General features: G+C 61.2%; 23 protein-coding genes. 5 read left to right on the plus strand and 18 right to left on the minus strand.

Annotated elements, in window-relative coordinates; translation table 11 throughout:
• The 14 genes from MF606_RS01690 to MF606_RS01755 all read right to left on the minus strand — a co-directional run bounded on the left by MF606_RS01690 (window position 1) and on the right by MF606_RS01755 (window position 14,658).
• Window positions 1-624: an acetyltransferase gene (locus tag MF606_RS01690; protein WP_240231796.1), complete on the minus strand. Its 624-nt coding sequence runs from the start codon at window positions 622-624 to the stop codon at window positions 1-3.
• Window positions 621-1,217: a sugar transferase gene (locus tag MF606_RS01695; protein ID WP_240231800.1), complete on the minus strand. Its 597-nt coding sequence runs from the start codon at window positions 1,215-1,217 to the stop codon at window positions 621-623. Before MF606_RS01695 ends, MF606_RS01690 begins: the two co-directional genes overlap by 4 nt.
• Window positions 1,214-3,646 carry an ArnT family glycosyltransferase gene (locus MF606_RS01700; RefSeq protein WP_240231806.1) on the minus strand — a complete coding sequence of 811 codons (2,433 nt, stop codon included), beginning with the start codon at window positions 3,644-3,646 and terminating at the stop codon, window positions 1,214-1,216. The genes MF606_RS01695 and MF606_RS01700 overlap by 4 nt, the downstream gene beginning before the upstream one ends.
• 302 nt (window positions 3,647-3,948) lie before the next feature.
• Window positions 3,949-4,650 carry a WbqC family protein gene (locus tag MF606_RS01705; protein ID WP_240231807.1) on the minus strand — a complete coding sequence of 234 codons (702 nt, stop codon included), beginning with the start codon at window positions 4,648-4,650 and terminating at the stop codon, window positions 3,949-3,951.
• Window positions 4,647-6,452: a hypothetical protein gene (locus MF606_RS01710; protein WP_240231808.1), complete on the minus strand. Its 1,806-nt coding sequence runs from the start codon at window positions 6,450-6,452 to the stop codon at window positions 4,647-4,649. The genes MF606_RS01705 and MF606_RS01710 overlap by 4 nt, the downstream gene beginning before the upstream one ends.
• Window positions 6,453-6,459: 7 nt before the next feature.
• On the minus strand, window positions 6,460-7,491 hold the full coding sequence (rfbB, locus tag MF606_RS01715) for a dTDP-glucose 4,6-dehydratase (RefSeq protein WP_240233926.1): 1,032 nt from the start codon (window positions 7,489-7,491) through the stop codon (window positions 6,460-6,462).
• A 2-nt stretch (window positions 7,492-7,493) separates the two neighbouring features.
• A complete protein-coding gene (gene rffA, locus MF606_RS01720; protein WP_240231809.1) occupies window positions 7,494-8,639 on the minus strand; it encodes a dTDP-4-amino-4,6-dideoxygalactose transaminase in 1,146 nt (381 codons plus the stop codon).
• Window positions 8,632-9,537, minus strand: coding sequence for a glucose-1-phosphate thymidylyltransferase RfbA (gene rfbA / locus MF606_RS01725; protein WP_240231810.1), 906 nt, complete (start codon window positions 9,535-9,537; stop codon window positions 8,632-8,634). Before rfbA ends, rffA begins: the two co-directional genes overlap by 8 nt.
• 3 nt (window positions 9,538-9,540) lie before the next feature.
• Window positions 9,541-10,155, minus strand: a complete 615-nt coding sequence (locus tag MF606_RS01730; protein ID WP_240231811.1) for a class I SAM-dependent methyltransferase — start codon at window positions 10,153-10,155, stop codon at window positions 9,541-9,543.
• A 3-nt stretch (window positions 10,156-10,158) separates the two neighbouring features.
• Window positions 10,159-10,959, minus strand: coding sequence for a class I SAM-dependent methyltransferase (locus MF606_RS01735; protein WP_240231812.1), 801 nt, complete (start codon window positions 10,957-10,959; stop codon window positions 10,159-10,161).
• Window positions 10,960-11,035: 76 nt separating this feature from the next.
• Window positions 11,036-11,404, minus strand: coding sequence for a DMT family transporter (locus tag MF606_RS01740; protein WP_240231813.1), 369 nt, complete (start codon window positions 11,402-11,404; stop codon window positions 11,036-11,038).
• A 12-nt stretch (window positions 11,405-11,416) separates the two neighbouring features.
• Window positions 11,417-12,850: an NAD(P)/FAD-dependent oxidoreductase gene (locus MF606_RS01745; RefSeq protein ID WP_240231814.1), complete on the minus strand. Its 1,434-nt coding sequence runs from the start codon at window positions 12,848-12,850 to the stop codon at window positions 11,417-11,419.
• Between the two features lie 35 nt (window positions 12,851-12,885).
• Entirely contained in the window at window positions 12,886-13,656 is a 771-nt protein-coding gene (locus MF606_RS01750) for a class I SAM-dependent methyltransferase (RefSeq protein ID WP_240231816.1), read from the minus strand.
• A gap of 3 nt (window positions 13,657-13,659) precedes the next feature.
• Window positions 13,660-14,658, minus strand: coding sequence for a glycosyltransferase family 2 protein (locus MF606_RS01755; protein WP_240231818.1), 999 nt, complete (start codon window positions 14,656-14,658; stop codon window positions 13,660-13,662).
• Between the two features lie 444 nt (window positions 14,659-15,102).
• Between MF606_RS01755 and MF606_RS01760 the strand changes: the two genes are divergently transcribed.
• Window positions 15,103-18,111, plus strand: a complete 3,009-nt coding sequence (locus MF606_RS01760) for a tetratricopeptide repeat protein (protein WP_240231820.1) — start codon at window positions 15,103-15,105, stop codon at window positions 18,109-18,111.
• A gap of 105 nt (window positions 18,112-18,216) precedes the next feature.
• Window positions 18,217-19,206: an acrylyl-CoA reductase family protein gene (locus MF606_RS01765; protein WP_240231828.1), complete on the plus strand. Its 990-nt coding sequence runs from the start codon at window positions 18,217-18,219 to the stop codon at window positions 19,204-19,206.
• A gap of 10 nt (window positions 19,207-19,216) precedes the next feature.
• Here MF606_RS01765 and MF606_RS01770 read toward each other — a convergent pair whose 3' ends face one another.
• Window positions 19,217-19,513, minus strand: a complete 297-nt coding sequence (locus tag MF606_RS01770; RefSeq protein WP_240231833.1) for a hypothetical protein — start codon at window positions 19,511-19,513, stop codon at window positions 19,217-19,219.
• A gap of 115 nt (window positions 19,514-19,628) precedes the next feature.
• Window positions 19,629-19,841, minus strand: coding sequence for a cold-shock protein (locus MF606_RS01775; RefSeq protein ID WP_240231834.1), 213 nt, complete (start codon window positions 19,839-19,841; stop codon window positions 19,629-19,631).
• 284 nt (window positions 19,842-20,125) lie between these two features.
• On the opposite strand from MF606_RS01775, the gene MF606_RS01780 reads away from it, so the two are divergent.
• Genes MF606_RS01780 through MF606_RS01790 form a run of 3 tightly spaced genes read left to right on the plus strand, consistent with a single transcriptional unit; the run spans window position 20,126 to window position 23,877 of the window.
• Window positions 20,126-20,971 (plus strand): N-formylglutamate amidohydrolase, encoded by an 846-nt coding sequence (locus MF606_RS01780; RefSeq protein WP_240231835.1) that lies wholly within the window; start codon window positions 20,126-20,128, stop codon window positions 20,969-20,971.
• Window positions 20,968-22,821 (plus strand): flavohemoglobin expression-modulating QEGLA motif protein, encoded by a 1,854-nt coding sequence (locus tag MF606_RS01785; RefSeq protein WP_240231841.1) that lies wholly within the window; start codon window positions 20,968-20,970, stop codon window positions 22,819-22,821. Before MF606_RS01780 ends, MF606_RS01785 begins: the two co-directional genes overlap by 4 nt.
• Window positions 22,822-22,830: 9 nt before the next feature.
• Window positions 22,831-23,877: a glutathione synthetase gene (locus tag MF606_RS01790; RefSeq protein WP_240231843.1), complete on the plus strand. Its 1,047-nt coding sequence runs from the start codon at window positions 22,831-22,833 to the stop codon at window positions 23,875-23,877.
• On the opposite strand, the gene MF606_RS01795 is transcribed toward MF606_RS01790, so the two are convergent.
• Together MF606_RS01795 and MF606_RS01800 are read right to left on the minus strand one after the other, a co-directional pair.
• Window positions 23,874-24,875: a LacI family DNA-binding transcriptional regulator gene (locus tag MF606_RS01795; protein WP_240231844.1), complete on the minus strand. Its 1,002-nt coding sequence runs from the start codon at window positions 24,873-24,875 to the stop codon at window positions 23,874-23,876. The genes MF606_RS01790 and MF606_RS01795 overlap by 4 nt on opposite strands.
• Window positions 24,876-24,900: 25 nt before the next feature.
• The gene (locus tag MF606_RS01800; protein ID WP_240233927.1) at window positions 24,901-25,914 is read right to left on the minus strand and encodes a Gfo/Idh/MocA family protein; all 1,014 of its coding nucleotides are present in this window, start codon (window positions 25,912-25,914) and stop codon (window positions 24,901-24,903) included.
• Window positions 25,915-26,095 lie beyond the last annotated feature (181 nt).

Raw genomic sequence — 26,095 nt, forward strand, 5'->3', positions numbered from 1 at the left:
TCAGTTCTCTTTTCGGGGCCGTGCCGGATTGCCCATAACCGTTATGTTCGCTCCCACGGATCGGGCAACAAGGCTGCCAGCGCCGACAATTGCGCCTGCGCCGATACTGATGCTGGGTATGACGGTTGCGCCTGCCCCAATCCATACGAGGTCCGCGATCGATACATTGCCGCAGAGCCGGGCTCCGGGGGAAATGTGAACCCCTGCGCCAAGAAGACAATCATGATCGACCGATGCAGCAGTATTTATGATTGCGGCGCAGCCAATCCTGACACCGGTCATGACAACGGCCTGAGGCATGACGACAGAGCCCGGACCTATTGAGGCATAGGCGCTGATCGTTGCCGAGGGGTGGGCCAGTGTGGCCGGCTTCCCGCCGGCCTCTATGAGCTTCCGTGTCAGGCAGAGGCGCTTGGTGTTATCGCCGATGGCGATAATCGCTCCTTCAAAGTGGCTGGCCTCCGCCATAAACTGTGCCGTCCCGCCGACCACTGTCCAATCGAGAACAACCGTATTTGGTGCCACCGCGTCATCGAAAAGGTAGGCACGCCACCCCAATTGCGTCGCCACATCGGCAATGACCCTGCCATGGCCGCCGGCACCAAGAATTGCGAGCGACTTCATCGCGATCCTCTGAAAGGCTCTGCCGATGCATTGTCGGCGGACGTAATGCCCTCGCGGCGAACGACCTTCGCCACCGTTCGCCACAAGATCTTCAAGTCGAGCAGAAATGTCCTGTTGTCGACGTACCAGACATCAAGTGCGAATTTCTGCTCCCAGTCGATTGCGTTACGGCCACTAACTTGAGCCCATCCAGTTATCCCTGGCCTCACCTCATGCCGGCGTGCCTGTTCAGGCGTATAGAGTGGCAAGTATTCCATCAGTAGCGGCCGGGGACCGACCAGGCTCATCTCCCCACGGATTACGTTCCAGAGCTCGGGCAGTTCATCAAGGCTGCTGGAGCGCAGGAGCTTGCCGAAGCGCGTCAACCGCTCACTATCGGGCAGCAAGTGGCCGTCGGCGCCACGCTGGCTGCTCATGCTGCGAAACTTGTTCATTGTAAACGGTTTACCATGCAGGCCCGGTCGGACCTGTCGGAAAAGCACTGGACTTCCCAATTTGCAACGCACCAGGAGGGCCAGCGCGAGAAGCGGAAAGCTGAGAGCAACGAGCAACGCAGCGCTTACGATAGTGTCGAACGTACGTTTTATCATCATGGATCGCGCTCATCCGTGCGATAGAGCGTGACGCTAGCGCTGTCTACCGTCAGGCTCGACAAGCCCTGTTGTTGCAACACGATCGTCACCGATGCAGTATTGTCATCCAAAAGCAGGCGACGGGCATAGTGCTTGGCTGGATAAGTCGCACTGAGTTCGAAGGTGCCGAGAGGCACGGCATCCATAGCGCCGTTTTCCCGGTAGAGGTGGGCCGTCAAACTCATCAGGCCGCGACCGTGCACGTCCAGATCGATTCCAATCTCGGAGGCCCCTGTCGCCGCAATTGCGCCTGCGGCCAGATCAGGGGCTCCGGTCTGCACGGCCGTCAGCAGGCTTCGCTGGAAAAGACCAAAGGGTGATGTCGCCTCCGACGTATTACCCTCCCAAACGCCAAGCTCGGATGACTCTAGCGCCGAAAGCCGCTTGCGTCCTCCAAGCTCAAAGAGTGCTTGTCGGCCCCACTGTATGGCCCCGGGCGTAATGTCGATGTCTTCGGCCAGGGCAGCAGGGCTTGCAGCAAGCTGGTAAATCTGCCCTCCGCCATTGGACACCAGCAGCGTCGTCACTCGGCGGTCGCGTAGAATATCGGCCAGGACGCTGTTGTAGAGTGGCGGTAGCCCATAGGAAGGAACATGAATATAGTCGATGCCTAGATTGCCTAAGACGCCAGCGCCGTCGGTCACCGTGTCAGCTTCATAGAGCGGCACCAGACGGGGATCGAGATAGCCGATCTGGCGACGGTGCGCGTAATACATGTCGGAGGGCTTGAGGCTGAACACCACTGAATCGGCCGGGGTCTGGTTCCGCAGATAGTCCGTCAGCTGATAGTCGGGAAGTTGGGAAAGGGTCGTACTGAAATCCTGTCCGACCGTACCAAGCGAGAGACCATTCTTGACGAGGCTATAATGGAAAAACAGCGCTCCTTGGGCGGCGAGGACGAACGCCAGAAGCGTTGCGGCAATATTGGCGAGTATCTTGCCACCGAAAAACTTGGAAAGCCCCTGCGTAGCGGCAAAAAACCCGAAAGCACAGAGAACCGCGATCAAGCCCTGAATGGAGAGCAGGTAACGTTCGTTCTTGACCATAAGGTCGATGCCTAGCAGTACCGAAACAACAACGCCGCCATAGTAGGTCACGAGGACCCCGAGCAGGACTAGCAGAAGGCCGGGCGCCGCTGCTAGCGTGCGCGATCCGTTCAGTGCCGCACGGACCAGTCCTGTTCGGATCGCCAGCAGGCAGGCTGCCGCACCGATGGCCATGCCCCAAAACGAGAAGCCAAAAGCCTCGAGGGCGAACCAGCCTTTGAGAACGCCGTATTGCAGTGTGGCCACGGCAGAATCCAAGCCGCGATTGATAATGAAATACTCGTCCCATGCCAGGCTCGGCAAGGCGAAGACAGCTGGGTTGTCGCTGATAGGGGCGCCGAATAGGAGCACATTGCGGACGTAGTGGGCGCCGCCGGCGAGAAGGGCAATCAGAATGGCAACTGCCAATTCTGCAAGCCAGTGCCGGTAGTTGCGCACACCGTGAATGAGGACTATGCCGACAATCGCCAGGGGAATGAAGACGATCGCCAGCGAATGGGTCCAAAGGCCCAGCGCTAGTACCAACCCAATGGCTGTGCCGCGCGACTTCGTGCCGCCTCCCATCATGACGATTGTGGCCAGCAGCAAGACAAAGGCCGAGATCGGCAATGCGTCGAGAAGCGCCGACACGGCGCCGAGGAAAAACAGCGGTGTGGAAAGGAAGACGATGGCTGCCGCAAGAGCGACCTTGCGACCAAGCGGCCTCGCCAATGCGAACACCATCAAACTGCCCGATAGCGCAAACCATGGGGAGATCAGCCTCATCAAACCGGGCTTATCGGCATTACCCTGCATCACATCGGTAAGAAAGATGAGCGCTACGTAAAGGGGCGGGTGCGTCCAGGGACCGAAATAACCGTCGGAATTGGCTTGCGGGTCGAGGACAGGATAGTTGCCGATCGAGTTGTGCTCGTAGATGACACGAGCCGCTGAGGCATATTCAAGCGCATCGTTCTGGCTCAAAGGCACCAAAACCGCCAATGCGAGCATGATCAGCGCAAGCAGTAGCCAGACAGCCAGCAAAGCCCAGTCGCCCCATTCAAGGAGCTCGCCTGGATTGCCTTTGCTGGTCGGACGACGCGGCTTCAGCAGCAACGGCAAACTGACGAGAACGCCCGCCATGGCCAGTTGCAGCAGGCGATGCTGCCCTGCGGCAAAGGTCAGAGCGAAGATCGACGCCATCCCGAGCAGAAATGGCGCGGTGGCAATGCCGAAGGCGAAAACGAGCACGGACGGGCTATCCTCTCGCCACGGCAGGGAGGCCGCAATCCGCAGTGAGCTGACAATGCTGAGAACGATCAGAAGGGCAAAAAGCGATAGGCCGCTCAGTCCTGTCTCGATCATTCAACATCGCCTTTCTTGCTATCGAGCCGCTGTGCGAGCCCTATATCAGCCGAGCATGGGCGGCAAGGGACTGCCGAGCCCCAGGGCGCTGCTTTGTTGCTATAGGCAACCGCTGCCCCTACGCTGGTTCAAGCGCGACCTGCGTGGTCCGGTGGGTGGTAGCAGGAATACGACGGCCCAGCTGGACACCTCTCGCAGCGACACCGAACATCACTCCTTAGTGCCCCGCTAGCCGTCCCTGCCCGACTAGGCCTAGGACCACACCCAGAATAGCGGTTCTGGGCCAAGGCGGGCAGTTACGACTAGCGCGATGAATGGGCAAGGGCCGGCAGGTGGCGATAAGCGTCTGGACCGCAATTCAGCAGCAAATCAACGATCGATACGGCATTCAGAAAGTCGCCGTGCAACTGCGGATACGGCATGAGATCGTCGTACGAGAACCATTCGGTAGTCACGCCGCCGCGCTTGAGCACCTCGACGTCGAGATAGTCTTTCGCCGCAGGACCGCTCACATATGTGTAACAGCCCACAGACCGGCAGATGTCCAGCAACCGCTGGGACCGCTCGGTGGAACTGTACAGGCCCGTGGCAATACGCGTTTCGGTCGCAATATTCAGAAACGTACAGATATGCCGGATAAAGGCCAAGTTGCTTGAGGATAGATTGCTTTCGGGACTCTGGAAGAGCGGTTTTAGGATGGGTTCGATCGTTTCAAAGTGCCGAGCCTTGCGATAACTCTCCGAGATCCTGTTCCAGTGATCGCGCCCCCAGTCTGTATCCTCGATCTCGATCTGATTGATGGTGCGTTTTATGCGACTCTTCTTGGGTACCGGAATGGTCAGCCAACGGAGTCCCTGAGCGGTCTTGATCACGTTGCGATTGCGCCAATCCTGATTGGTGAACTGCACATCGTCGAGAAACACGAATACGTCGACAGACGCGATAAGGTCGAAGTAGCCTCGCCAGGGAATATAAGCCGATTGGAGTATGGCGACTTTGCTCATCTTGCTACCGGCAGCATAGCTTCGGTCGCCATTGACGTTTTCGGCGCATAGAGCGTTGCGTCGTGATCGATATAGTCTATCGGCACGGTGACCAGCTCTGCGTAGTCATCTGGAAAGTGAAGGCCGCGCTTGTTTAGCAGATCGATCGGAAACGAGGCAGCGTAGTCGGCCGAATACAATATCCAGGCCCGCTGCAGGAGATCTGGTTCGATCTGGTCCAACGTCAGCTCGAAAACTGCCTCCGATCCCGGATAACCACTGAGCAGCCAAGGGGTCCGGGGCAGTTTTGCCCCAAGTTGATAACTTGCCATCGGCGCGCGTCCCGTCAGATCCAGCAATAGCGGTGGGTCTACCAAATCCCGGATCAACGGGCGTGCCTGAGCGAGGCCATCGTAGAATTGCGCTAACTGCGGTGAAACGAGCATTTGTTCGTCATGTGGACCAACGCTAGCGAGTACATTCATGGAATTGATCGGTCCACCAAGCCGATATGGGAAGCGCTCGATGTTTGTCATCGCGACCAACTGGCTGGCCAGAACGAGCGACAGCGCTAGCGGCGCCAAAGTCAACAGGGTTAGCCGTCGTGCCGCGTAGAGGTCGACACCGAGCGCGACAAATCCAAACCCGTACAGAGCCGGAAAGTGGTTCGACCAGAAATTACCTGTGCCATAAGTGTGGGCGATGATTGCCGCTATCATGAGCAGCACGATTAATAATGCCTTGCGTGTCCGGCCCGAGCCAGAAGCGCGTGCCGCGGTCAGGGCGCTTATAAACATAAGGCAGAGCAGCAAGTTCAGCAGAGCGATCAATGCGCTTTCGTCTGCCCCGTCTCTCAAATTAACCCAGATGCCAACTAAAAAAATGACACCCATGGCCACACTGGCGGCACCCTTGGCGACGACGTGCCCCGCGTTCCTGAGGCTCCAGATCAGCGCGCCGAACAATCCCGCCAATGGAAGCCAAGCCCAACCCAAAAGGTGCGTACTCTCGACGACGTGACTGACATAGACCGCCATGGACGTCCAAACGTTCAGTTGGGGTGTCGTGATCAGCATCCCGGCGTTATAGCCATTTGATATCGTCTTGAACGTCCGGATTGGGTCGAAGCCGACAAGACCCAGTGCCGCGACGCCAATGAATAATCCGAGCATCGCAGCTACTGCAGCCGCCAGGAAAAGCCTCCAATGCAGCCGGCTCCTGACCGAAACGAGATACACTACGACCATGACCGGCCCCAGAACTGCGCCACTGGTCGGCTTTACCAGCCCTACTGCGGCCACGATGAGGCCGATGACGAAGGCTGCAACGAGTACGGAAAAGCCTTGCTTAGCTCGCGTGGTCAGCCTGATCATCCAGAGCAAGGTGGCAATACCGAGGGCGATCAGACTCATTTCCATAGAGTTATAGGACGGGTCCGGCAACCAGTTGACCAAATAGGAGAGTGATCCGGTTGCCGCTAACAGGCAGAACGTCACAAATCGGAGGGTGCCAGCCCCATTGGTGTTGAGAGCATAAGCGCTCGATACTGCAAGCGTGGCAAAGCTGACCTGGGTCAGTACTAGGAGGAGGTACCGGTTGCCCATTATCGTGTCAAAGGGCGAGATCAGGTTCCAGACGGGGCCAAACAGGGTCGATTGCGAATGGATGTCACCGCTCTGATGTACGCTGAGCATATAGTAGGCGGTGTCAGACAGCTCTGCGCCCACGTTGGCAATAGATATTACAAACCAGTTCGACCCCAGCCATGAGATCGCCACGAGCAAAAAGATCGCAAAGTCAACGGCGGTATTCCTATCAGTCACCTCAATATCAATCGGTTTTGGCCACTTTTGACCACCACCAGACGTTGGCGAGATACCACCCAACGGTTGCGGTCAAACCCGAGGCGAAGTCATGGCGCGGGGACCAGCCGAGTTCGGTAATGGCCTTGGTGGCGTCGACCGCGTAACGAAAATCGTGTCCCGGCCTATCCGAAACAAAGCTCATCAAGTCCAGGTAGCTGCCTTCTGCGTGCGGGGCCTTTTGGTCGAGCAACACGCAGATTGTGCGCACGACGTCGAGATTGGAGTGCTCGTTATTGCCGCCGATATTATAGCGCTCTCCCGGTCGGCCCCAGGACATGACCAGTTCAAGCGCTGCGACATGATCGTCGACATGCAGCCAGTCGCGGATGTTGGACCCGTTGCCGTAGATCGGCAGCGGCCGACGCTGTAAGGCCGTGACGATCATGCGTGGGATCAGCTTCTCAATGTTCTGATAGGCCCCGTAATTGTTTGAACAGTTCGATAGTACCACTGGTAGCCCGAACGTACGAAACCATGACATCACCATAAAGTCGCTTGCCGCCTTTGATGCCGCATAGGGCGACGAGGGCTGATATCGGGTCTGTTCAGTGAACGGAGTTCCCTCGATCGGGAGATCGCCGTAGACTTCATCGGTCGAGACATGGTGAAATCTAAAATCGTCCGGTTTTCCGCGCTTGGTCCAGTAGTCGAGCGCCTCGTCGAGCAAGGCAACAGTGCCGACGACGTTAGTCTGGATGAAAACCGATGCATCGTTGATCGACCGGTCGACGTGGCTTTCCGCCGCCAGGTGCAGCACCACGTCGGGTGCAAAACGATCAAACACGTCGCGGAGCGCCCGTCGATCGCAGATGTCGAGCTGGGCGAACTGATAATTCGGACTATCTACGACGGGTGCCAGGCTATCGAGATTAGCCGCATAGGTCAGTTTGTCGACGTTGCAGACCTGATGGCCTCGAGCAATAAAATGCCGGCAGACGGCAGATCCAATAAAGCCGGCGCCGCCAGTTACCAGCACCCGCCGTGAAACTGGAGTCATGGTCATGACGCCATATCGCGCAGGACGTCGATAGCTGCAGCCGCGACGCGCTCCACGTCCTTGATCGTCATGTCAAAGTGCATGGGGAAGCGGACAAGGCGGGCAGCCGTAGTCTCTGTCATGGGGCATCCATCGGGCGCACGCCCAAATTTCAGGCCAGCCGGGGAAGAGTGCAGGGGGACATAGTGGAACGTGCATTGAATGCCGACACTCTTCATTGCCGAGAGGAATCCGGCACGCTTCCCAGCGTCGGGCAACAGCACGTAAAACAGGTGCCCGTTATGCGTTGCGCTCCGGTCGGGCAGGGGCTGCAAGGTAGCGCCGAACCTCAGCGCGGGCTGGAGCGCAGCATGATAGGCATCCCACAATTCGATCCGTTTTGCTGTAATGCGGTCAACCGCATTGAGCTGCTCAAGCAGATAGGCTGCAATCAACTCGGAAGGAAGGTAGGATGAACCGACATCGACCCAGGTGTATTTATCGGTCAGGCCCTGGAGAAATTTCTGCCGGTTGGTACCTTTCTCGCGTAGTATCACCGCACGTTCAACCAGTGCGGGATCGTTGACGATCAGCGCGCCGCCTTCCCCCGAGACAATGTTCTTGGTCTCGTGAAAACTGATTGTGGCTAGGCTCGAATGCGTGCCGGCGGGCTTGCCACGATAGGTAGAGCCGAGCGATTGGGCGGCATCTTCCACAAGGGCAATGCTACGGCGGTTCGCTATTGCCTGCAGCTTTTCCATGTCCGGTGGCAGCCCAGCGTAATGCACGGCGAAAATGGCCTTGGTCGCCGTTGTGATCAGCTGTTCGACGCGATCCACATCCATGTTCATGGTCTTCGGGTCGACATCGACGAAGACGGGCGTGGCGCCGCGTAGGACCACGGCATTGGCCGTGGACGAAAAGGTGAACGACGGCATGATCACCTCGTCGCCCGACTGCAGATCGAGCAACAGGGCAGCCATTTCCAGGGCTGCGGTACAGGAATGAGTGAGCAAAGCGCGGGCACAGCCCAGTCTTGCTTCGAGCCACTGTTCGCACAGGGCCGTATAGCGACCGTCGCCACTGAGTTTGCGGCGGCGAATGGCGTCCTCGATCGCGCCGATTTCCGAACCGAGAACTGGCGGCGTGGTAAACCTCAGATCATTCACCGTGCTGCTCCTGCTGGACCAGCAGTTGCAACGATTCCCCATAGGAGGAGGCGCGCTGCGCATGCGCCAGCGCAGCCAGTTGCTCAAGCGGAATAAGGCCATTGCGATAGGCCAGCTCCTCGGGCGAGCAAACCAGCATTCCCTGCCGGTCCTGTAACGTCTTCACGAAATCGGCTGCCTGATGGAGGCTTTCATGCGTACCGGCATCTAGCCAGGCGAAACCGCGATGCAGCGTTTCTGCCCCAAGTTCACCATTGGCGAGGTACCGTTCGAGTACCGAGATGATTTCCAGTTCGCCACGAACGGATGGCTGGACCGCATCGGCAAAGTCGCATGCCCTGTGATCCAGGAAGTAAAGGCCGGTGACCGCCCAGCGCGACCGCGGTTCGGCGGGCTTTTCGACAAGGCTCAGCGGGCGGTTGTCGGCGTCGAGTTCAACAATGCCGAAGCGCTGGGGATCCCGCACCAGGCTTGCGAAGATGGTGGCGCCGTCACCGCGGGATGCGCGATTGAGGAGGGCCTGCAGCCCGTGCCCGAAGAAGATATTGTCGCCCAGGATCAGAACACTGGGCGCCCCATCGAGAAACCGCCGACCAATGCGATAGGCATCGGCGATACCTCGTGGCTCGTCCTGCTCTGCATAACTGAACTGCATGCCCCATTGCGAGCCATCACCAAGCAGTCGGCGGAACGCGCCCTGGTCCTCGGGCGTGGTGATGAACAATACCTCACGAACGCCCGCCATCATGAGCGTGGCCAGCGGGTAATAGATCAGGGGCTTGTCAAAGATCGGCAACAATTGCTTGGAGACGCCGGTCGTCAGCGGCAGGAGCCGACTGCCCGTTCCCCCCGCTAGCACAATCCCGCGCCGGCGATGTGTTCTTTCGCGCTGGTCCAAGGCTCAGGCATTCCTGTTGACGGTGAAACAATGCGTATAAGGAATCCAGGCCTTGTGCACAATCTGGACCCGGCTGCTCGAGAAACGGCCCTGCACCAGATCGCGGTAGCCGGCCTCGTCGCGCACATTGCGGCCCCGGTCTCGCTCGATAAGAAGCCGCGCCACGGGATTTTGGCCGGGGACCAGGCATGGATCGACCGTCACAAGCCTGCCACCCGGCTTGAGCGCGAGCCCGATCAAGTCGAGCAAGCCGTGCGCCTCGCCGTCATCGAGATGATGGAGGACGCCCGACAGCAGGGCGATGTCGGCCTTGGGCAGGATTTCCAGGTCGGATCGCTCAAAGAACTTGCAGAAGAACTGGCCTCGCGAGCCGTACTTCCGCTTAGCCTGGTCAATGTACTCCGGGCTAATATCGAAGCCCCAATATTGAACCTGGGGCAGATAATCCAGCACGTCGGCCGGACCGCAGCCGATATCGAGGACGATGTCACCGGCCTTTGCCTGCACATAGCCGTCAGTAATCTTGCGCCAGCCTGACCGCGCGCCCATTAGGTTCTGGAAGAGCGTATAGATTGCGGGCGACGAGAGGATCGAGCGCACGCCGTCGGTAATCTGCATGGGTCAACTCGCCTGGCCGGGCCGGTAGATTATCGTGCAGTCAATCAGCGGCAAAGCCCCTGCCGGCAGCAGCGTGGCCAGGCGATGAAGCCGAGAGGCGATGATGAACTTGGCGAGCCTCACCATCCATGGCGCCCGGCGGCGCGCAAATGCCCGATCTGTCGTCACGCGCTCAACGCTGTCCGGTGTCATGGTCTTGCCGAAATGGACGCTGATGCCGCTGATCGTCGAGCAGATGCGCTTGACGTCGCCGACCGTGATCCAGTTCAACGATGCCCAGATAGCCGCGGGTTGTTCCACGCGTGCCGAACCGAAGATTTGCCTGTTAAGCGCGCGTTCCGTCATCGCCTTAGAAAACAGTGTCGGCAGGTTGAAATGCGGTTCGTAGGGGAAAGCGTAGTTAGGGCAGGTGAACCGGTAAAAACCGTTTGGCTTCAGTGAGAGTATCACCCTCCGAAGCGCCTCATCGACATTGGCCACATGCTCCATCACGTTGATGGAAAAGGCGGTGTCGAACTCGTTTCTGGCGTTGAGATCCTCGATGCAACAGGGCAACAGACGGATGGCGATGGACTGGCTTTCGGCATGCTCCAGCACGAGCTTTTGAAGGATGGCAAAACTCGAAAAGCCGTCGCTGATTGGTTCGACCACCGTCACCTGATACCCTTGGCGCGCCAACTGGCAACTGATCAGCGTCAGCCCACCGCCGACTTCGAGGATATGCGCATCGCGCGACAACTCCGACAGACTGGGTCGCAGCCATCCATATCCGAACAGGGCCTCATTGGCGAAAAGGTCGAACATCTCGGAAAGCTCGGGATGTCGCGCCGCAACGATGCCCCGGATTTCGGCGACCCAGCCGTCGAAGTTGTCCGGTGCGCTAGGCATTGGCGGCAATGATGACGCCGACGGCAATGAGCGCGATCGCCAGCAGTTTCTGCGGGTTGAGCGACTCCTGGAAGAGCACCGCCCCGCCCAAGGCCACGATGGCGGTGATCAGCCCGATATAGACCGGAAAGGCCAGGGATATCTCGTATCGCTCGACGACGAACACCCAGGCCAGCGAGGCGAGGAAAGACGAGGCGTAAGCTGAAACGATCAAAGGGTCCGAGAGATAGACGACAAGCTTGCTGACAATACCACGGCCGTCGCCGAGGGCCGTCGCCATAATGCCCACGCGCCACTTGGTCATGAGCTGGCCATAGACGACGAGCAAAACGGTTGGCGCAATGGCAAGCAGCAGCTTCATCGCTGGTTCGCCCTATGCCTTGGCATGGCCATACCGATACATGTCCAGCATCTCAGGCGGGATGCCCCAGTCTCGGGCCCCGACCTGATCGTGCAGCCGTTCGACATTGTCGCGGAACTGCTGAGCCAGCTGTTCGGGCATCCGGTTGGTCGCCGGCTCGAAGCCGTGCTGGTAGGCCGCGCTGATCTGGTGGCGCACGGCTTTATCAACGGCCTGTTGGCGCGTAAGAGTCCGCAGCGGCTCGCGATCCGGCCTAAACCAGCTATAGCGATCTTCAACAGCGCCACTCGTCATCAGCCTTGAGACGAGCACCGAGATCAGCGGAGCCAGATGGAAACCGTCGCGTTTGGTGCCGGTGGCGATGAACAGGTTTGAAATTTCTGTGGGGCCGAGCAGGGGATAGGTATCCTGGCTGGTCGGGCGTGCGCCGACATTTACTCGGATCAGTTCGGCGCGATAATAGTCGGCATTGATCTGCCGCATCGCGCTGTTGAGCAGGCCCTCGACACTGGTGAGGCGCCCATGCAGGTGCAAGGTAGGCGCAATAAAGTTGCTCGCCCCGATGAGCACGCGATCATTGTCCTGATCCCGTCCATGAAAATAGGGCGCGGCATAGACGCCACAGGCAAGACCGCGGTTGGGCGTCCTGACCACCTTGCTGAGCGGAGCGTCGGGGCTGCGGATCTCGATACTTGTGCCAATGCCGTAGAATACCCGCTGGACCTGCAGGTCCAGATTGCTTCTGTCGAGCACATCCCAGCTGGTCGCACCTGTGGCAAGCAGAAACTGATCGCCGGAAAGCACCGTTCCATCATCAAGATGGGCACAGGCAATGCCACCTGCATTGGCCTCGAGCCGCACAACACTGGCGTCCACGAACTGCACGCGTCCGGATAATTCGAGGGCCCGTTCCAACGCCGCAAGCACCAGGCGGGGATTGTACCAGCCTTCGTTTTCTATGTAGAGCGCGCGCGTCGCGCGATAGCGCTGGTGCGGTTTGTAGTTGGGGATGTCGCCAGGCGCGACAAGCTGGTGCGCCTCGCCGAAATCCACAAGAGCATCGCGAATCGCGTCGAAATTGGCGTCGTCCAGATCATCTGCTGCGGTATTGTTGATGATGAACGTACCGAGCTCGCCGCCGCCGGATGGCCCGCCGCCGATGTCGAAGTCGATACTGGAAGCCGCGATCAGGTCCTTTTCGAACTGTGGCCAGAGCTTGGTCGCCTCGCGGCTGATCTCGAACCGGAACCTGTCCACTGCATGTTCAAGCCCGCCTACCTCGATCTCGGCGAAGGAATTGAGCATCGCCGCGGCGGCGAGCGTGGCTGCGCCGGGGCGGCTTTTCTTGCCCACGATGACGATCGTATCGTCGCTTGCGGCGGTCCTGCAGAGCCCAAAAGCCGCCGAAAGGCCGACAATGCCGTTTCCAAGCAGGATGCGCTTCATTGGGAGAACCTGTTCGAGATTGGAAAGGCGGACGACTACGGCTTAATGAGGTAGCACAGACCAGGATACGTCGCGCAACGTTTCACCTGATGCCCGAGCCGCGGCAGGATGGTCTCAGCATAGACCATTGCCTCGGCGGGAATGGCGCTGCGGGTCAGCTGCCAGAAGGCAACAATCCCGCCGGGGACGACCCTGGGCCAAACCGCCTCGAACGCTTCGAGCGAAGGTTGATAAGCGTTGACATCGAAGAAGGCGAGCGAGACGAATTCGCCGGCATTGTCCTCGAAAAACTGGGGAATTGTCTGGCGGCAGTCGCCCTTAATGACGCGATGTTTGCCGAAATTGTGGCCCATGGCGTTGGACCGCTCGTGCAATTGCAGCAGCTCGCTCAGATAATCCGCGTATTCGGTTCCACCCACACCATAAGTGCCATCACGATGCAGCTCGGTTGCCTTGTCCTTGTCTGAAAAGCCAACATAGCCCTCGAAGGTATCGAAGCAGACGATGCGCCGATTGAGGTGCAGGGGTTCGTAGATGGCGCGCAGATTTTCGCAGACGACCGCAGTTTGTCCCCTCCATGTTCCAATGTCGAGGATGGCGCCTGGCAGGTCGAGGATCTGGACATAGATGTCACGAATGGCAAGCAGTCGTGCCAGCAGCGAACCGCGCAGGAACAGCCCCAGCGAGCGTTCCTTTTCGTCGTCAGTCGCCGGATAGGTGTTCAGCCGCTGGAAGATTTCCTTCCGGACATCCAGGCTTTCGGACGAGGAGTAGCTGATAACCGTGGATTCGTGCTTTTGTGGCATCGATTACTTTTCTGACGTATCGGGCGAGGCGCCATACCGCATCTTTACAAGATAGAGCGGCCGATTCTGTGTTTCGGCGAAGATGCGTGCGACATATAGGCCAACCACGCCTATGCTGCCAAGCTGAACGCCAAACGCAATCAGGCCGATGGCGGATAAAGCCGCAAACCCGGGCAGGAAATCGCTCCCGAACAGCTGCGCGAAAATGACGTAGAACCCGAGCAGCAGCCCCGCAACACTGAGGAAAAACCCGAGGCTTGCGATCAAGGTCAGCGGCCGGTTGGAAAAATACAGCAGCCCTTCCAGCCCCAGCTTCAGGCGGGACCAGAAATTGTAGGACGATTTCCCGTCGGCACGCACGTGGTGTTGTATCGGGATATATTGTTGTTCAAAGCCCAGCCATTGATCCAGACCCTGCGGAAAGCGTGACCGTTCCGTCAAAAGGTTATAGGCGTCGACGAACCGTCGGCTCATGGCCCGCAGCGGCGACGTATTCTGTGGGGATGGCAAACCTGTCAGGAACTGGAACAGCCAGTAGTAAATCTTGGACGTAATCCGGTTGATCCAGGGACTTTCCCGCACCGAATAGACGCCGATGACCAAATCGCTGGCATCCTTGCGCATGGCCTCTATGAAGCGCGGCATGTCGGCAGGTTGGTCCTGCATGTCGACATTCATGCGAAAAACGATGCTACCTGATGCTTCGCGCAAACCGCAGGCTATCGCGATGTGCTGACCGAAATTGCGGGACATATCGACGACCCTTACGAACGCGTATTGGCGTGTCAGCTCCGTGAGCACGCTGATGGAGTCGTTTTCGCTGCCGTCATTGACGAAAATAATCTCAACGAGATGGCCGATCTGGTCGCTGTTGAGGTAGCCGCCGAACACGCGCTGGATTTCGGCGCAGAAGGCAGGCGCTAGCCTTCCGTCATTGTAAATCGGCACGACCACCGAAATTTTGATTCCTAGTTCGCCCAGTACGTCTTTACCTGTGAGCATACTCAACCAACTAAACTAGCCAAGTTGCCTCGCTTGTGAGGTGCACAACTCGTAACCACGACGGGTATCATCGTTGATCACTACAACCCGAGCATGCGCTCGTCAGCGACACCGTTCTTGGTGCAATATCTGATGTTACTCCAAAAATCCATCATCTAATGGGCTTTGGGCGTCGTGGAGAGTACATCCTTGCATCCTGGCGAATTCAACGAGAGCGTGGGCGCCGCGCTGGTACCTTTGTGGCACCGTCTGCACACAAGGAGCATCAAGCCTACGCTGTGTGGCGCATCTCTCTTGAGCCTTGGTGCGGACGTCGCGGTCCGGTGATCAGCCCGCACTGGATCAAAGCCACAACTGCCCTAAGGATTTTGCTCGGGTTGACGACCATCAATGCGCGCGACCCTGTTCTCGCCAGACTGACCGCAAATCTGTGCGGAGGGGCAAATGGGCTTGCGGTTGGCCGTGGTCGTTGCGGTGGGACTTGGGCTTGGGGTGTCGGCCTATGGGCAAACTGGAGCGCACGAATGTGCGCCGGCCGATCGCGTCTGCGTCATGGATCAGCTTGATGACGCAGCAAGCGCTGGCGACGTTGTCGCCAAGATAAACCTCGCCCGGATGTTCCTCGAAGAACCGGAACAGCCGGCAAGCTGGCGTCGCGCTGCGGTGTTGCTGCAGCAGGCTGCGGCAACAGGCGATGCTTGGTCGACCAATATTCTGGCTGGGCTCTATCGCCAGGGCATTGGCGTTCCCGAAGACGGCCGCAAGGTCCTGTCTCTGCTGGTGCCACTAGCCGCCGAGGGGAGCACGGCGGCGCTGGCAGGCCTGGGCGATCTTTTCGCCAACGGCGCGGGAACGGTGAGGCCCGACAAACAGCGCGCCGCGCGGTACTATGCGAGGGCAGCTGCCGGTGGCGATGCGCATGGAAAATACCGGCTCGCCTTGATGCTGCTCGATGGTTCGGGCGTTCCCGTCGATATTCCCAGGGCGGTTGATCTGCTCGACGAGCTTGCCGCGGCCGGCGACCCATGGGTGTTGATCCAGTTGGGCGATGTATTCGCCAGCGGCAAGGCCAAGCCTGCCAATCGGGCCATCGACTATTTCGACAGGGCGGCCGAAGCCGGCAATTCGGCTGCCATGGTGCGGCTGGCCCAGATTTATCAATCGGGCATCGGGACCGTGGCCCCCGATTCAGCCAAGGCGACCGATCTGCTGGAGCGGGCGGCGGCCTTGAATGACGTGGGAGCACAGGTATTGCTGGCCCAGGCGCTGTTGGCCGGCGGCGAGCCGGGCGCTGCGGCAAGGGCCGTCTACCTGCTCGAGACCGCCGCCGCCAAGGGCGAGGTCTTGCCGGTGGCGGTGCTGGCCAGTCTCTATGCCAAGGGAGGAGGCGGTGTTCCGGTCAACGGACCCCGCGCCGTGGCACTGCTGCAACCCTTTGCTGATGGCGGACATGCCGCGGCGCTGGTGGGACTGGGCGATATCTATGCCAAGGGTTCCGGCACAGTCGCGGTCGACTTGCCGCGTGCTCGCGCGCTGTTCGAGCAGGCCGCTGAAACTGGCGATCTAGCGGCGATGAACCGCCTGGGCTTTATGCTGGTGCTGGGGCAGGGCGGGGCAGCTGATGCGGCGCGTGGCCTTGATCTGCTCGATCAAGTCATGGCGGGCGGCGATACCTGGGCCATGCTGCAACTCGCCGATCTCTATGCGGAGGGTGCTACCCTGCCGCTGGATGGAGCTAAGGCGCTGCAGTACTACGCGCGTGCCGCCGAACGCGGCAATGCCGCGGGCCTGACCCGCATCGGTCTGCTCTATCAGCGCGGCTTGGCCCATATCGCTACCGATCCGGCGGCTGCACTCGACTATTTCGAGCGCGCCGCCGCAGCGGGCGATGGCGGCGGGCGCATCTACCTGGCCTTGATGCTGCTCGAGCGGGCGTCCGCAGGCGACATGGCTCGCGCCGTGCAATTGCTTGACGCAGCCGCAATGGCCGGCGACGCCTGGGCCACGACAATCCTGGCCGACCTGTTGATACGCGGCGACAGGATCGATGCGGATGGGCCGCGCGCTCTGGCCCTGCTCGAGCCGCTTGCCGAAAAGGGCAATGCAGCGGCGCTCGCCAGCCTGGGCAATCTTTACGCGACCGGCGTCGGCGCCATTGCCGCCGATACGGTAAGGGCGGCTGGATACTTCGAGGCTGCGGCGGCGCTGGATGACTATGGTGCCAAGAGCCGGTTCGGCCTGATGCTGCTCAAGGGAGAGGGGGTGAAGGCCGACCCGGCGCGTGGCCTGGCGCTACTCCAGAACGTGGCCAGCATCGGCGATGGTTGGGCCAAGATACAGTTGGGAGATGTTCTGGCTTCCGGCGAGACTGTGCCTCTTGATGCCGATGCTGCCCTTGCAGCCTATCAGGGCGCGCGCGATGCCGGCCTGGCAGCCGGCGCTATCAAGCTAGGAAACTTGTATCTGACGGGTAAGGGCGCCATCGCCCCTGATCCGACCCGTGCGGCCGCCTACTTCGCGGAGGCAGCCGATAGCGGCGAGAGCGTCGGCCAGGTCAACCTGGCCTTGCTGTTGCTCGATGGCAAGGGCGTCACGCAGGACGTGAACCAGGCCGTTGGTCTGCTCAGGCGAGCGGCTGGAGCAGGTGATGCCTGGGCCAATGGCACATTGGGCGGACTCTACGCCGACGGCCGCCACCTTCCACCCGACTACGACAATGCCCGCTTGTTCTCGGTTGCCGCTGCCAAAGCCGGCGACTCCGGTGCGATGCTGCGTCTGGGCATCTTGCTGGCGACCGGTCCCCTGGCCCAGGACCACCGGGCGGAGGGCATGGACCTGGTCGATGCAGCAGTCGTGGCGCAGGTGCCGAACGCCGTGGTCGAACGGGCCCGGCTGCATCTGATGGGGCTGGCCGGACCCGACGGCGGTCCCATGGCGGAGAGCGCACTGCTGGCCGAACTGGATGACGGCAATCCGGCGGCGCTCCGCCTGCTGCTGCAGCTTTATCGTGCCGGCGGACCGGGCCTCAAGGCGCGCCCGGCGCAAGCGCAGTCGCTGCTCGATGCGAACTCCGCCCTGCTTGCGCCTGAGGCCGTGGCCTTCGAGACGATCGCCCTGCGGGCACTGCCGCCGGCCACTGAGCAGTCTCTGGCGGACATCGGGGCGGCACTCGGTGGCATTGCCAGCACGGACCTATCGCAGACCGTCCAGATGCTCTTTTGGGGCAACAAGAACGCGTATGTTTTCGCGCTGCAGCGCGGCCTGCGCGATGCCGGACTTTATGATGGTCCGCTTAACGGATACCTCGGTCAGGCGACAATCTCCGCCATCAACCGTGTCTGCCGCCAGCTCGACGCTGAAGCGACCTGCGCGGCGGGGCCACTGACCCCCGACGTGGCAATCCTGCTCGGCAACTATCTCGCCAGCCAGTCCAAGCCGCTGCAACACTCCTAGGCTGGTCGGCGCGAAGGCATGGCATCCCGGCGCTAGATCGGGCAGGTTGGCGGAAAGATCGGCCCACGGGCCGGTGCCGACCTGTCCGATACCGGGGATTAGACCATGAGTTTTCGTGCGTTGCTGACTGAACGCGATGACGCCGGTTTGGTGTCGTCGCGCGTGCAGGCGATCGACGAGGCGGCGCTGCCCGAGGGCGACGTCGTAGTCGACGTCGCCTGGGCTGGTTTCAACTACAAGGATGGGTTGTGCCTCACCGGCGGTGGCGCGTTGGTGCGCAACTATCCGCATGTGGCGGGTGTCGATTTTTCGGGCACGGTTCGCTCCAGCAGCGATCCGCGCTATCGCGAAGGGCAGTCTGTGGTGCTGACCGGCTGGCGGGTCGGGGAAATCCACTGGGGCGGCTTCGCGCAGCGCGCCCGGGTCAAGGCGGACTGGCTGGTGCCTCTCCCGGATGGGCTCACGCTACGAGACGCAATGGTGCTGGGTACGGCCGGCTTGACCGCGATGCTGGCGATCGAGCGGCTGGAAGCGGCTGGCCTCAAGCCTGAAGATGGCGATGTGCTGGTGACCGGTGGTTCGGGCGGCGTGGGTTCGCTGGCGATTTCGTTATTGGGCCGGCTCGGTTACGCCGTGACGGCCTTGTCCGGACGCCCCGAGCATGAGGCTGGCCTGCGCGCTTTGGGGGCGTCCGGATTTCTCCGGCGCGACGACTTTCTTGCCGAAGCGGCCAAGCCGCTGGAAAGCGCCCGCTGGGCGGCGGCAATCGACAATGTCGGCGGCGCCATACTGGGCCGATTGTTGAAACAGGTCCGCTATGGCGGGGTCGTGGCGAGCGTCGGCAATGCCGGCGGTATCGCACTCGAAACCAACGTCCTGCCCTTCATCCTGCGCGCCGTGACGCTTATCGGTATCGACAGCGTCATGCAGCCGACACCGGTGCGCGTCGCTGCGTGGCAACGGCTTGCGGGTCTGTTCGACTCCGCCAGCTATGCCCGCCATGTCGAAGAGGTGCGGCTGGAGGATTTGCCCGATGCCGCCAAGCGCATTCTGTCCGGCCAGGTGCACGGGCGCGTGCTGGTGCGGCCGGATTGATAGAGCGGACTTACGTCCGCTCTTCGATGGTGTTGTGGCGGGCACGAGGCGTCATCGCCTTGCGCTGGCGCTTGCGCGGGAACGGATAGTCCGGGCTGCGATAGAGCCAGGGCAGTTCGTCATTGGAATAGATCCGGTCGCCGATCTGCAGCCGGGCGCCGTGCAGGCTGACCGGGGCGGCTTCTTCGAAAGCGAAGCGGATGGCTTGGGCGACCGTGCGGAACGACTTGGGGCCCTGTTCGGCAGCAACCTGCCAGTCGCTGCCGAGATAAAGCTCGGCGCGAGCGTTGAAATCGATAAATGTCATTGAGTTCTCATCGGTCCTGCCCTTTAGGCTTGGACCCTTCTTTTGTTATGGCCTCGACCGCTGTGCGGGAGGCAGGGCCGGGTGCGCGCAACGCACGCCCGGCCCGAATTGTGGTTTAGAGCAGCGTCAGGTTTGTCGCCGAGAGCTTGCCGTCGCGGCCAGTCTCGAGTTCGTAGGTGACCTTGTCGCCTTCATAGAGGCCAGCGAGGCCCGAACGCTCGACGGCGGAAATGTGGACGAATGCGTCCTTGTCGCCGCCTTCTGGCGAGATGAAGCCGAAGCCCTTGGTTGCGTTGAAGAATTTAACGGTGCCGTTGATCGAGGCCATGATTGTAGTCCTTGGTTTTGGAACGCCGGCCAAATGGCAGGGCGTCGCTCCCAGCCAGCAACATGCCGGTCGGGTCTAACACGCTCGCAAAAATCAGGAAGAGGCCAAAATCCGGCGAACCGGGGTTATGACAGCTATCTTGAGCTGAAACGTATGGCCAACATATAGACTGTGATCGCGGTGATATCAAGGCAGGGTGCAAAACCGGCCAGGGAACCGCCCGGCGCAACCGTCCGTTGACGCAGCACGGCCCTGCCAGACGCAGGTCTCAAGCAAAGCGTCAGATGAACCAGAGTCCATTCCTCATACGTCCGACAGCGGGCGAATTGCAGGCACCCGTCCGCGCCGATGCGCTGTGGTCCGTCGAGCGCGGTGCCTCGCCGATCGTCGGCACGGCGATCCACAACGGTCATGGCCTGCGTGACGAGGTAGCAGCCGCCATGGCGCTCGACGACGCGCAACGCCTGCGCGAGGAAGACCCATTCACCGAATATGTCATCCGCGACGTGCCCAATCGTGTCGTCTTCCACCGCTCGCGTTTCGAGATCGACCTCAACCGCGCCAGCGACGGCGCCGTCTATCTGCGCCCCGATCAGGCCTGGGGCCTCGACGTCTGGGCAACAAATCCGGTCGAGGACTTGGTAGGTCGATCGCTGGCCATTCACGATGCCTATTACGCCATGCTGGGCCAGATGCTCGCAGGTCTGGCCGCGGAGCACGGGCGCTTCGTGCTGCTCGACATACACAGCTACAATCACCGCCGCGCCGGTCCTGACGCCCAGCCAACGCCTGAGGCGGAGGCGCCGCAGGTCAATATCGGTACATTCTCAATGGATCGGGCGCGCTGGGCGCATGTGCTCGACCCGTTCATGGAGAGCCTGCGCGGTTTTTCCTTCCGCGGACGATACATGGATGTGCGCGAGAACGTCGCCTTCGAGGGGCGCGGCGAGCAGACGCGCTTCGTGCACGCCAATTTTCCCAAGACCGGCTGCGCCATCGCCATCGAGTTCAAGAAGTTCTTTATGGACGAGTGGACAGGCGAGCCGGATGTGGAGGCGTTGACGGCCATGCGTTCCATGATCACTGCGTCGCTGCCGGTGCTCCTCACGAGCCTTGAGGGTGGCGCATGAGCGCGCCTGACGCCAAGCTGCTCGAGGAGTTCGCCGCCGCCTTGGCGGCGGGGGAGCCGATCCGCCGTGATTTCGGCAGCGGCGAGCGCCTGCATATCGATCGGCCATTGCCCTTCCTCGTCGTGCATGTCGGGCGCCGCAAGGAGCCGGCGGCGCGAGACGTCGTGAGTGCCAATTCGTCGTATCTGCTGGCCCGCAATCTGGGAACCGCAGCGGCCATCGTGAAGCTGGTGGCCGAAGCCATGACCGAGCGCTTCGGCGCCTTCGTCATGCTCGATATCGGCGAACTGGAGCGCGACCGGCTCGCCAGCGACGCGGCCTATCTGCCACCCTTCGAGATGAGCGTCTCGGCCAGCGATGACAGCGCCGCGCAGACTGCTCGGCTGGCTTTCGTGGCCGCCGCCGAGCAGGCACAGACCAAGTTTCGCGTGCCGCAGATCGCCCGCCCCAAAGTGGCCGACGATCCGGCTGCCAAACTGGCGCGGCTCCTGCCCAAGCTGCCATCGCTGACACTACGCTTCGCGCCGATCTACCGGGTGCCGGAATCGGACGCCGTCTATCCCGAACTGCGTGAACGGCTGGTCGCTAACATCGTCGATGCAGGCCTGCAGGCGGTAGCGGCCTTTGCCGGTTCGACCAAGAGTCTGGCGGTCTCAACGCATCGCGCCCTCGGCCGCAAGGCCTTCGTCGATGCCGTCAGTCGTGCCGACCGCGCCATCGACGACGTGGCGCAATCCTTCGATTTCCTGCTCGCTGTGACCCCGATCAACGCCCAGGCGGCATGGGAAGAGTTCAAGGCGACGAGTTTCGAGAAGCCGCCACGCTTTCTCTATCGGCCGCTGACCATCGACGTGGCGCGTCAGAAGCGGGCGCTGTTTTCGGTGGCGATCGAGCATTTCGAGGACCCTGTGCTGACCACGCTCTACCGCGAGAAGCAGCAGGAACTCGATCTGCAGCTGTCGCTGCTGGCGGCGCGCGAGATGCCGCGCTTCGTCGAGATCGGGCGCGCGCTCTATGGTCCGGTCGAGCCGAGCCTGCTTGCCATGGCCCGGTCTATCCTCGATGAGACCAAGCCCGGTCGCGGCAAGCGGACCGGCGAGGGCGACGATGCGGATGTGCGCTTCGTCGAGCGTCGCGCCAAGGCGATGATCAAGGCGTATGCGGGCAGCGATGACGGCTTTTCGGCCAGCGTCGAACTGCGCGACGACCTGCCATCGGGCATGATGGTCTCGGGCGGGCGGCTGCTGATCGCGCGCAGTACCACCATGGCGCGCGGCCGGGTCGAGGCGCTGCTCAGCCACGAGGTGGGCGTGCATCTGCTGACCTATTTCAATGGTTCGGCGCAGGGCCTGCGGCTGTTTCGCTCAGGCCTTGCCGGCTATGAGGGAGTGCAGGAAGGACTGGCGGTGCTGGCCGAATACCTGGTCGGCGGCATGACGGTTGGCCGGCTTCGGCTGATAGCGGCGCGTGTCGTCGCCTGCTCCGACATGCTTGGTGGGGCGAGCTTCCCCGATTGCTACCGCATGCTGGTTCGTGAGCTGGGCTTTGCCGAAAGCACAGCGTTCAACCTCGCCCTGCGCGTCTATCGCGGCGGCGGTCTCGCCAAGGACGCGGTCTATCTGCGCGGGCTACTCGAGGTGCTGGCACACCTGCAGGCCGGCGGTTCGCTCGATCCATTCTGGATGGGCAAGATCGCCGCCGCTCATTTCGGCGTCATGCAGGAACTGAGCACGCGCGGCCTGCTGAAGGCGCCGCGGCTCATGCCGCAATTTCTGTCCCACGATCAGGCAGCGGAGCGTCTCAAGGCCGCCCGCGCCGGCATTTCACCCGTCCAGATGACGGAAAACTAGGAAAATCCCATGCGTATCGGGTTCTTCGTCAACGCCATTGAAAACGAAACTGCCAATTACTCCACCACGCACCTGGCGCTGGCGGCGCTCATGCGGGGTCACGACATCTGCTACCTGACGCCAGGCGACTTCGTGCTGCGGCCCGATGATAGCCTGGCGGTGCGAGCGCTGACGCTGCCGGCGTCCAACTACAAGAAGGCCGAGACCCTGTTCAAGGATTTGCAGGGCGACGCAACGACGGTCGAAACCATGAATGTTACCGAGATCGATGTGTTGCTGTTGCGCAATGATCCGTCCGAGGACGCGGCCGATCGGCCCTGGGCGGCCCATGTCGGCGCGGTATTCGGGCGTCTGGCCGCCGAGCGCGGCGTCATCGTGCTCAACGACCCCGATGGGTTGGCCCAGGCACAGAACAAGCTCTATTTCCAGGATTTTCCGGCCTCGGTGCGGCCGGAAACCCTGATCTCCAAGAGCATCGAGGAAATCCAGGGCTTCATCGAGAGCCAGAAGAAAGGCGTGATCCTCAAACCCCTCCAGGGCTCGGGCGGCAAGAACGTGTTCAAGATCGGCTCGCCCAAGGATTCGAACCTCAACCAGATCTTCGAGGCGGTGAGCGGCGAGGGCTATCTGATCGCTCAGGGCTTCATGCCTGAGGCAGCGGAGGGCGATGTGCGTTTCTTCCTGATGAATGGGCTGCCGCTACAGCGCGACGGCAAGTACGCCGCATTCCGTCGCGCGCCGGCCAAGGGCGAAATCCGCTCCAACATTCATGCCGGTGGCAGCCCCGAGGCGATCGAAGTGACACCGACCATGCTCAAGATCGCCGAGACGGTGCGGCCCAAGCTCATCCAGGATGGCATGTTCCTCGTCGGGCTCGATATCGTCGGCGACAAGCTGCTCGAGATCAACGTGTTTACCCCCGGCGGGCTCAACAATCTCTCGCAGATGTACAAGACCGATTTCACGCAAACGGTCATCGAGGCGCTGGAGCAGAAGATTGTCATCCGCGACGGCTATCTGGGCCGCATCAGCAATCGGCAACTGGCGACGCTCTAGCCCCGGCGTGGAATTTCGCCGGTGCTGCGGCCCCAGCGTACGACGCAGTCGAACACCCGCTGCACCGGCGGCTCGCTCGGACCTCGCTCGATGATGTCGGCCAATGCCGCGCTCACCTCGCCGGGCGGCGGCATGATGGTGGTGATGGAATGACTGTCCCAGCCCGCCACGGCCACCCCGTCATGACCGACGATGGCAAGGTCCCCGGGCACGTTGATGCCGAGGAGGGCGGCCGCATCCTTGACGCCGATCGCCATCAGGTCATTGGCGCAGACCAGCACATCGGGCCGCATGCGCCGCAACAGGAGCGCGGCTTCCTTGTAGCCTGAATCGTAGGAGTAGTCGCCGTGCTCGACGATATCGAAAGCGAGGCCATGCGCTTTGAGCGCGGTTGCGAACCAGCCCATGCGCTGTTTGTCGATGTGGCTCGAAGCCCGCCCTGAAAGATAGACGAAGTGCCGACGCCCCTGCGCCACCAGATGATCGACGATCTCAGCCGTTGCGGCACCGGCGTCGAGCCGCACATCCGATACGGCGCGACCATCGAGCGGCTCCGATGACGCGACGACCAGCTCCGCTGAGCGGAAGATGTCGACGGCGTCGTCGATCGATACCGCGTCCGAACAGAGCACCACATGATCGACCTGATAGGTCGAGGCGATGCGCATGAGCTGGCTGCGATCTTCGTGATTGGCGCAGCAGAGCAGCAGCGGCATGCGCTCGCGGGCCTGCAGGTGGTGAATGAGCTGGTCAAGCCCTTCGCCTTCGGCCGGGTTGGCAACGGTGTTCACCACCAAGGCCACAAGACGCGATTGGCTGTTGTTGAGCGAGCGGGCCATGGCATTGGGCCGGAAGCCATGCTCGTCGGCGAGCGCCAGGATGCGCTCGCGTGTCTTGGGCTTGATGCTGGAGTCAGCCGAGAAGGCGCGCGAGATGGTGGCCGAGGAGACGCCGGCGAGCTTGGCCAGTTCTACCGATGTCAGCCCTTTGCGTCGCACGAGTGCTGCCTCTTCTGCCCCACGATCAGGACGCCGCAACCTCTATCGCAATTGGTTCGCCATCGCGAGAGGCCGATGCCTTGATCGCGTCCCACAGCCGGGCAAAGCGCAGGCCATTGGCGACGGTCGACGGGTTGGCCAGCCTGCCGTCGCGAACCGCTTGGAACGTGTGCATCGGCGTGTCGCGGATTTCCATCTCTTCGCGCGGCTCGGCAACCCCCTCGATCATCACCTCGCGCCACTTGCCCCAGGCATCGATGCGCACGATCGCCTTGGAATAAAAGACGGTGATGGCCGAAGCGCAGCCCGGAGGGCCTTCACCGGCGGCGTTGAAGGTCACGAGAGCCCCGTTGCTGAGACGGGCGGCAACGGCGGTCACGAGGTCAACCTTGAGGCCGCGATTGTTGGCGAAAGCGGAGAGGCGTTCGAATTCGGCATCGGCGAGCACGCAGACAGTGTTCATCATGTGGGCGCCGGTGTCGAACATAAAGCCGCCACCCGAAATTTCGGGCTGCTGCTTCCACTGCCCGGCATATTGCTTGGCCCAGCCTTCCCAGATCGAGGCGTTGACGGTGACGAGGTCGCCGAAATCGCCGCGGCGAGCGCGTTCCTTGGTATCGTGGACAAGCGGGGACAGGCCACCCTGGAAGGCGATGACAATGGTCCGCCCCGTGCGTTTCTCGGCTTCGGCGAGCGCCAGCGCTTCATCGACGGTGGTCACCATCGGCTTTTCCAGCAGCAGGTCATAGCCCGCTTCGATCACGGCCAAAGCGTTGGCGCCGTGGAAGACATGGGGGGTCGACACATAGACCGCGTCCATCTGTCCCTGCATCGCCTTCAGCATGGCATCGGCGTCAGGATACTCGGCCGGCCGCGCCGCGCCGGCGGCTTCGCAGGTGTCGCCGAACCGCTGCCGCGAGACGATGCTGACTTCGGCCGAGGCGACGATCCTGACGTCGTCCATGGCTGCCCAGCCCTTGGCGTAATCCGCCGCCTTGAGGCCGGCCCCGATGACTCCCAGTCGCAAAACCATGCTGATCTCCTCCGATTTGCGGCAACGTGTACATCACGGAATAATACGTCGCAAACGCGAAAACGACGGTCAGGCAAAAAGATCCGGAACCAATGCGACTGCATCTTGTCGAAAAAATGTAAACGTGTACATCATAGCGCCGCTAATCAGTCGGCCGCCATTTAAGCTGATCGCCTTGCTAGGAGAC

The organism is Devosia lacusdianchii (assembly GCF_022429625.1).
Taxonomy (GTDB): domain Bacteria; phylum Pseudomonadota; class Alphaproteobacteria; order Rhizobiales; family Devosiaceae; genus Devosia; species Devosia lacusdianchii.

Coding starts and splice junctions, on each gene's coding strand:
- MF606_RS01705 (WP_240231807.1), bottom strand. CDS start 4,650: ATGAGCAAAGTCGCCATACTCCAATCGGCTTATATTCCCTGGCGAGGC.
- MF606_RS01740 (WP_240231813.1), bottom strand. CDS start 11,404: ATGAAGCTGCTGCTTGCCATTGCGCCAACCGTTTTGCTCGTCGTCTAT.
- MF606_RS01785 (WP_240231841.1), top strand. CDS start 20,968: ATGAGCGCGCCTGACGCCAAGCTGCTCGAGGAGTTCGCCGCCGCCTTG.
- MF606_RS01780 (WP_240231835.1), top strand. CDS start 20,126: ATGAACCAGAGTCCATTCCTCATACGTCCGACAGCGGGCGAATTGCAG.
- MF606_RS01790 (WP_240231843.1), top strand. CDS start 22,831: ATGCGTATCGGGTTCTTCGTCAACGCCATTGAAAACGAAACTGCCAAT.
- MF606_RS01730 (WP_240231811.1), bottom strand. CDS start 10,155: ATGCAGATTACCGACGGCGTGCGCTCGATCCTCTCGTCGCCCGCAATC.
- MF606_RS01750 (WP_240231816.1), bottom strand. CDS start 13,656: ATGCCACAAAAGCACGAATCCACGGTTATCAGCTACTCCTCGTCCGAA.
- MF606_RS01745 (WP_240231814.1), bottom strand. CDS start 12,850: ATGAAGCGCATCCTGCTTGGAAACGGCATTGTCGGCCTTTCGGCGGCT.
- MF606_RS01760 (WP_240231820.1), top strand. CDS start 15,103: ATGGGCTTGCGGTTGGCCGTGGTCGTTGCGGTGGGACTTGGGCTTGGG.
- MF606_RS01775 (WP_240231834.1), bottom strand. CDS start 19,841: ATGGCCTCGATCAACGGCACCGTTAAATTCTTCAACGCAACCAAGGGC.
- rfbB (WP_240233926.1), bottom strand. CDS start 7,491: ATGACTCCAGTTTCACGGCGGGTGCTGGTAACTGGCGGCGCCGGCTTT.
- MF606_RS01765 (WP_240231828.1), top strand. CDS start 18,217: ATGAGTTTTCGTGCGTTGCTGACTGAACGCGATGACGCCGGTTTGGTG.
- MF606_RS01770 (WP_240231833.1), bottom strand. CDS start 19,513: ATGACATTTATCGATTTCAACGCTCGCGCCGAGCTTTATCTCGGCAGC.
- MF606_RS01755 (WP_240231818.1), bottom strand. CDS start 14,658: ATGCTCACAGGTAAAGACGTACTGGGCGAACTAGGAATCAAAATTTCG.
- MF606_RS01695 (WP_240231800.1), bottom strand. CDS start 1,217: ATGATGATAAAACGTACGTTCGACACTATCGTAAGCGCTGCGTTGCTC.
- MF606_RS01690 (WP_240231796.1), bottom strand. CDS start 624: ATGAAGTCGCTCGCAATTCTTGGTGCCGGCGGCCATGGCAGGGTCATT.
- MF606_RS01700 (WP_240231806.1), bottom strand. CDS start 3,646: ATGATCGAGACAGGACTGAGCGGCCTATCGCTTTTTGCCCTTCTGATC.
- MF606_RS01735 (WP_240231812.1), bottom strand. CDS start 10,959: ATGTTCGACCTTTTCGCCAATGAGGCCCTGTTCGGATATGGATGGCTG.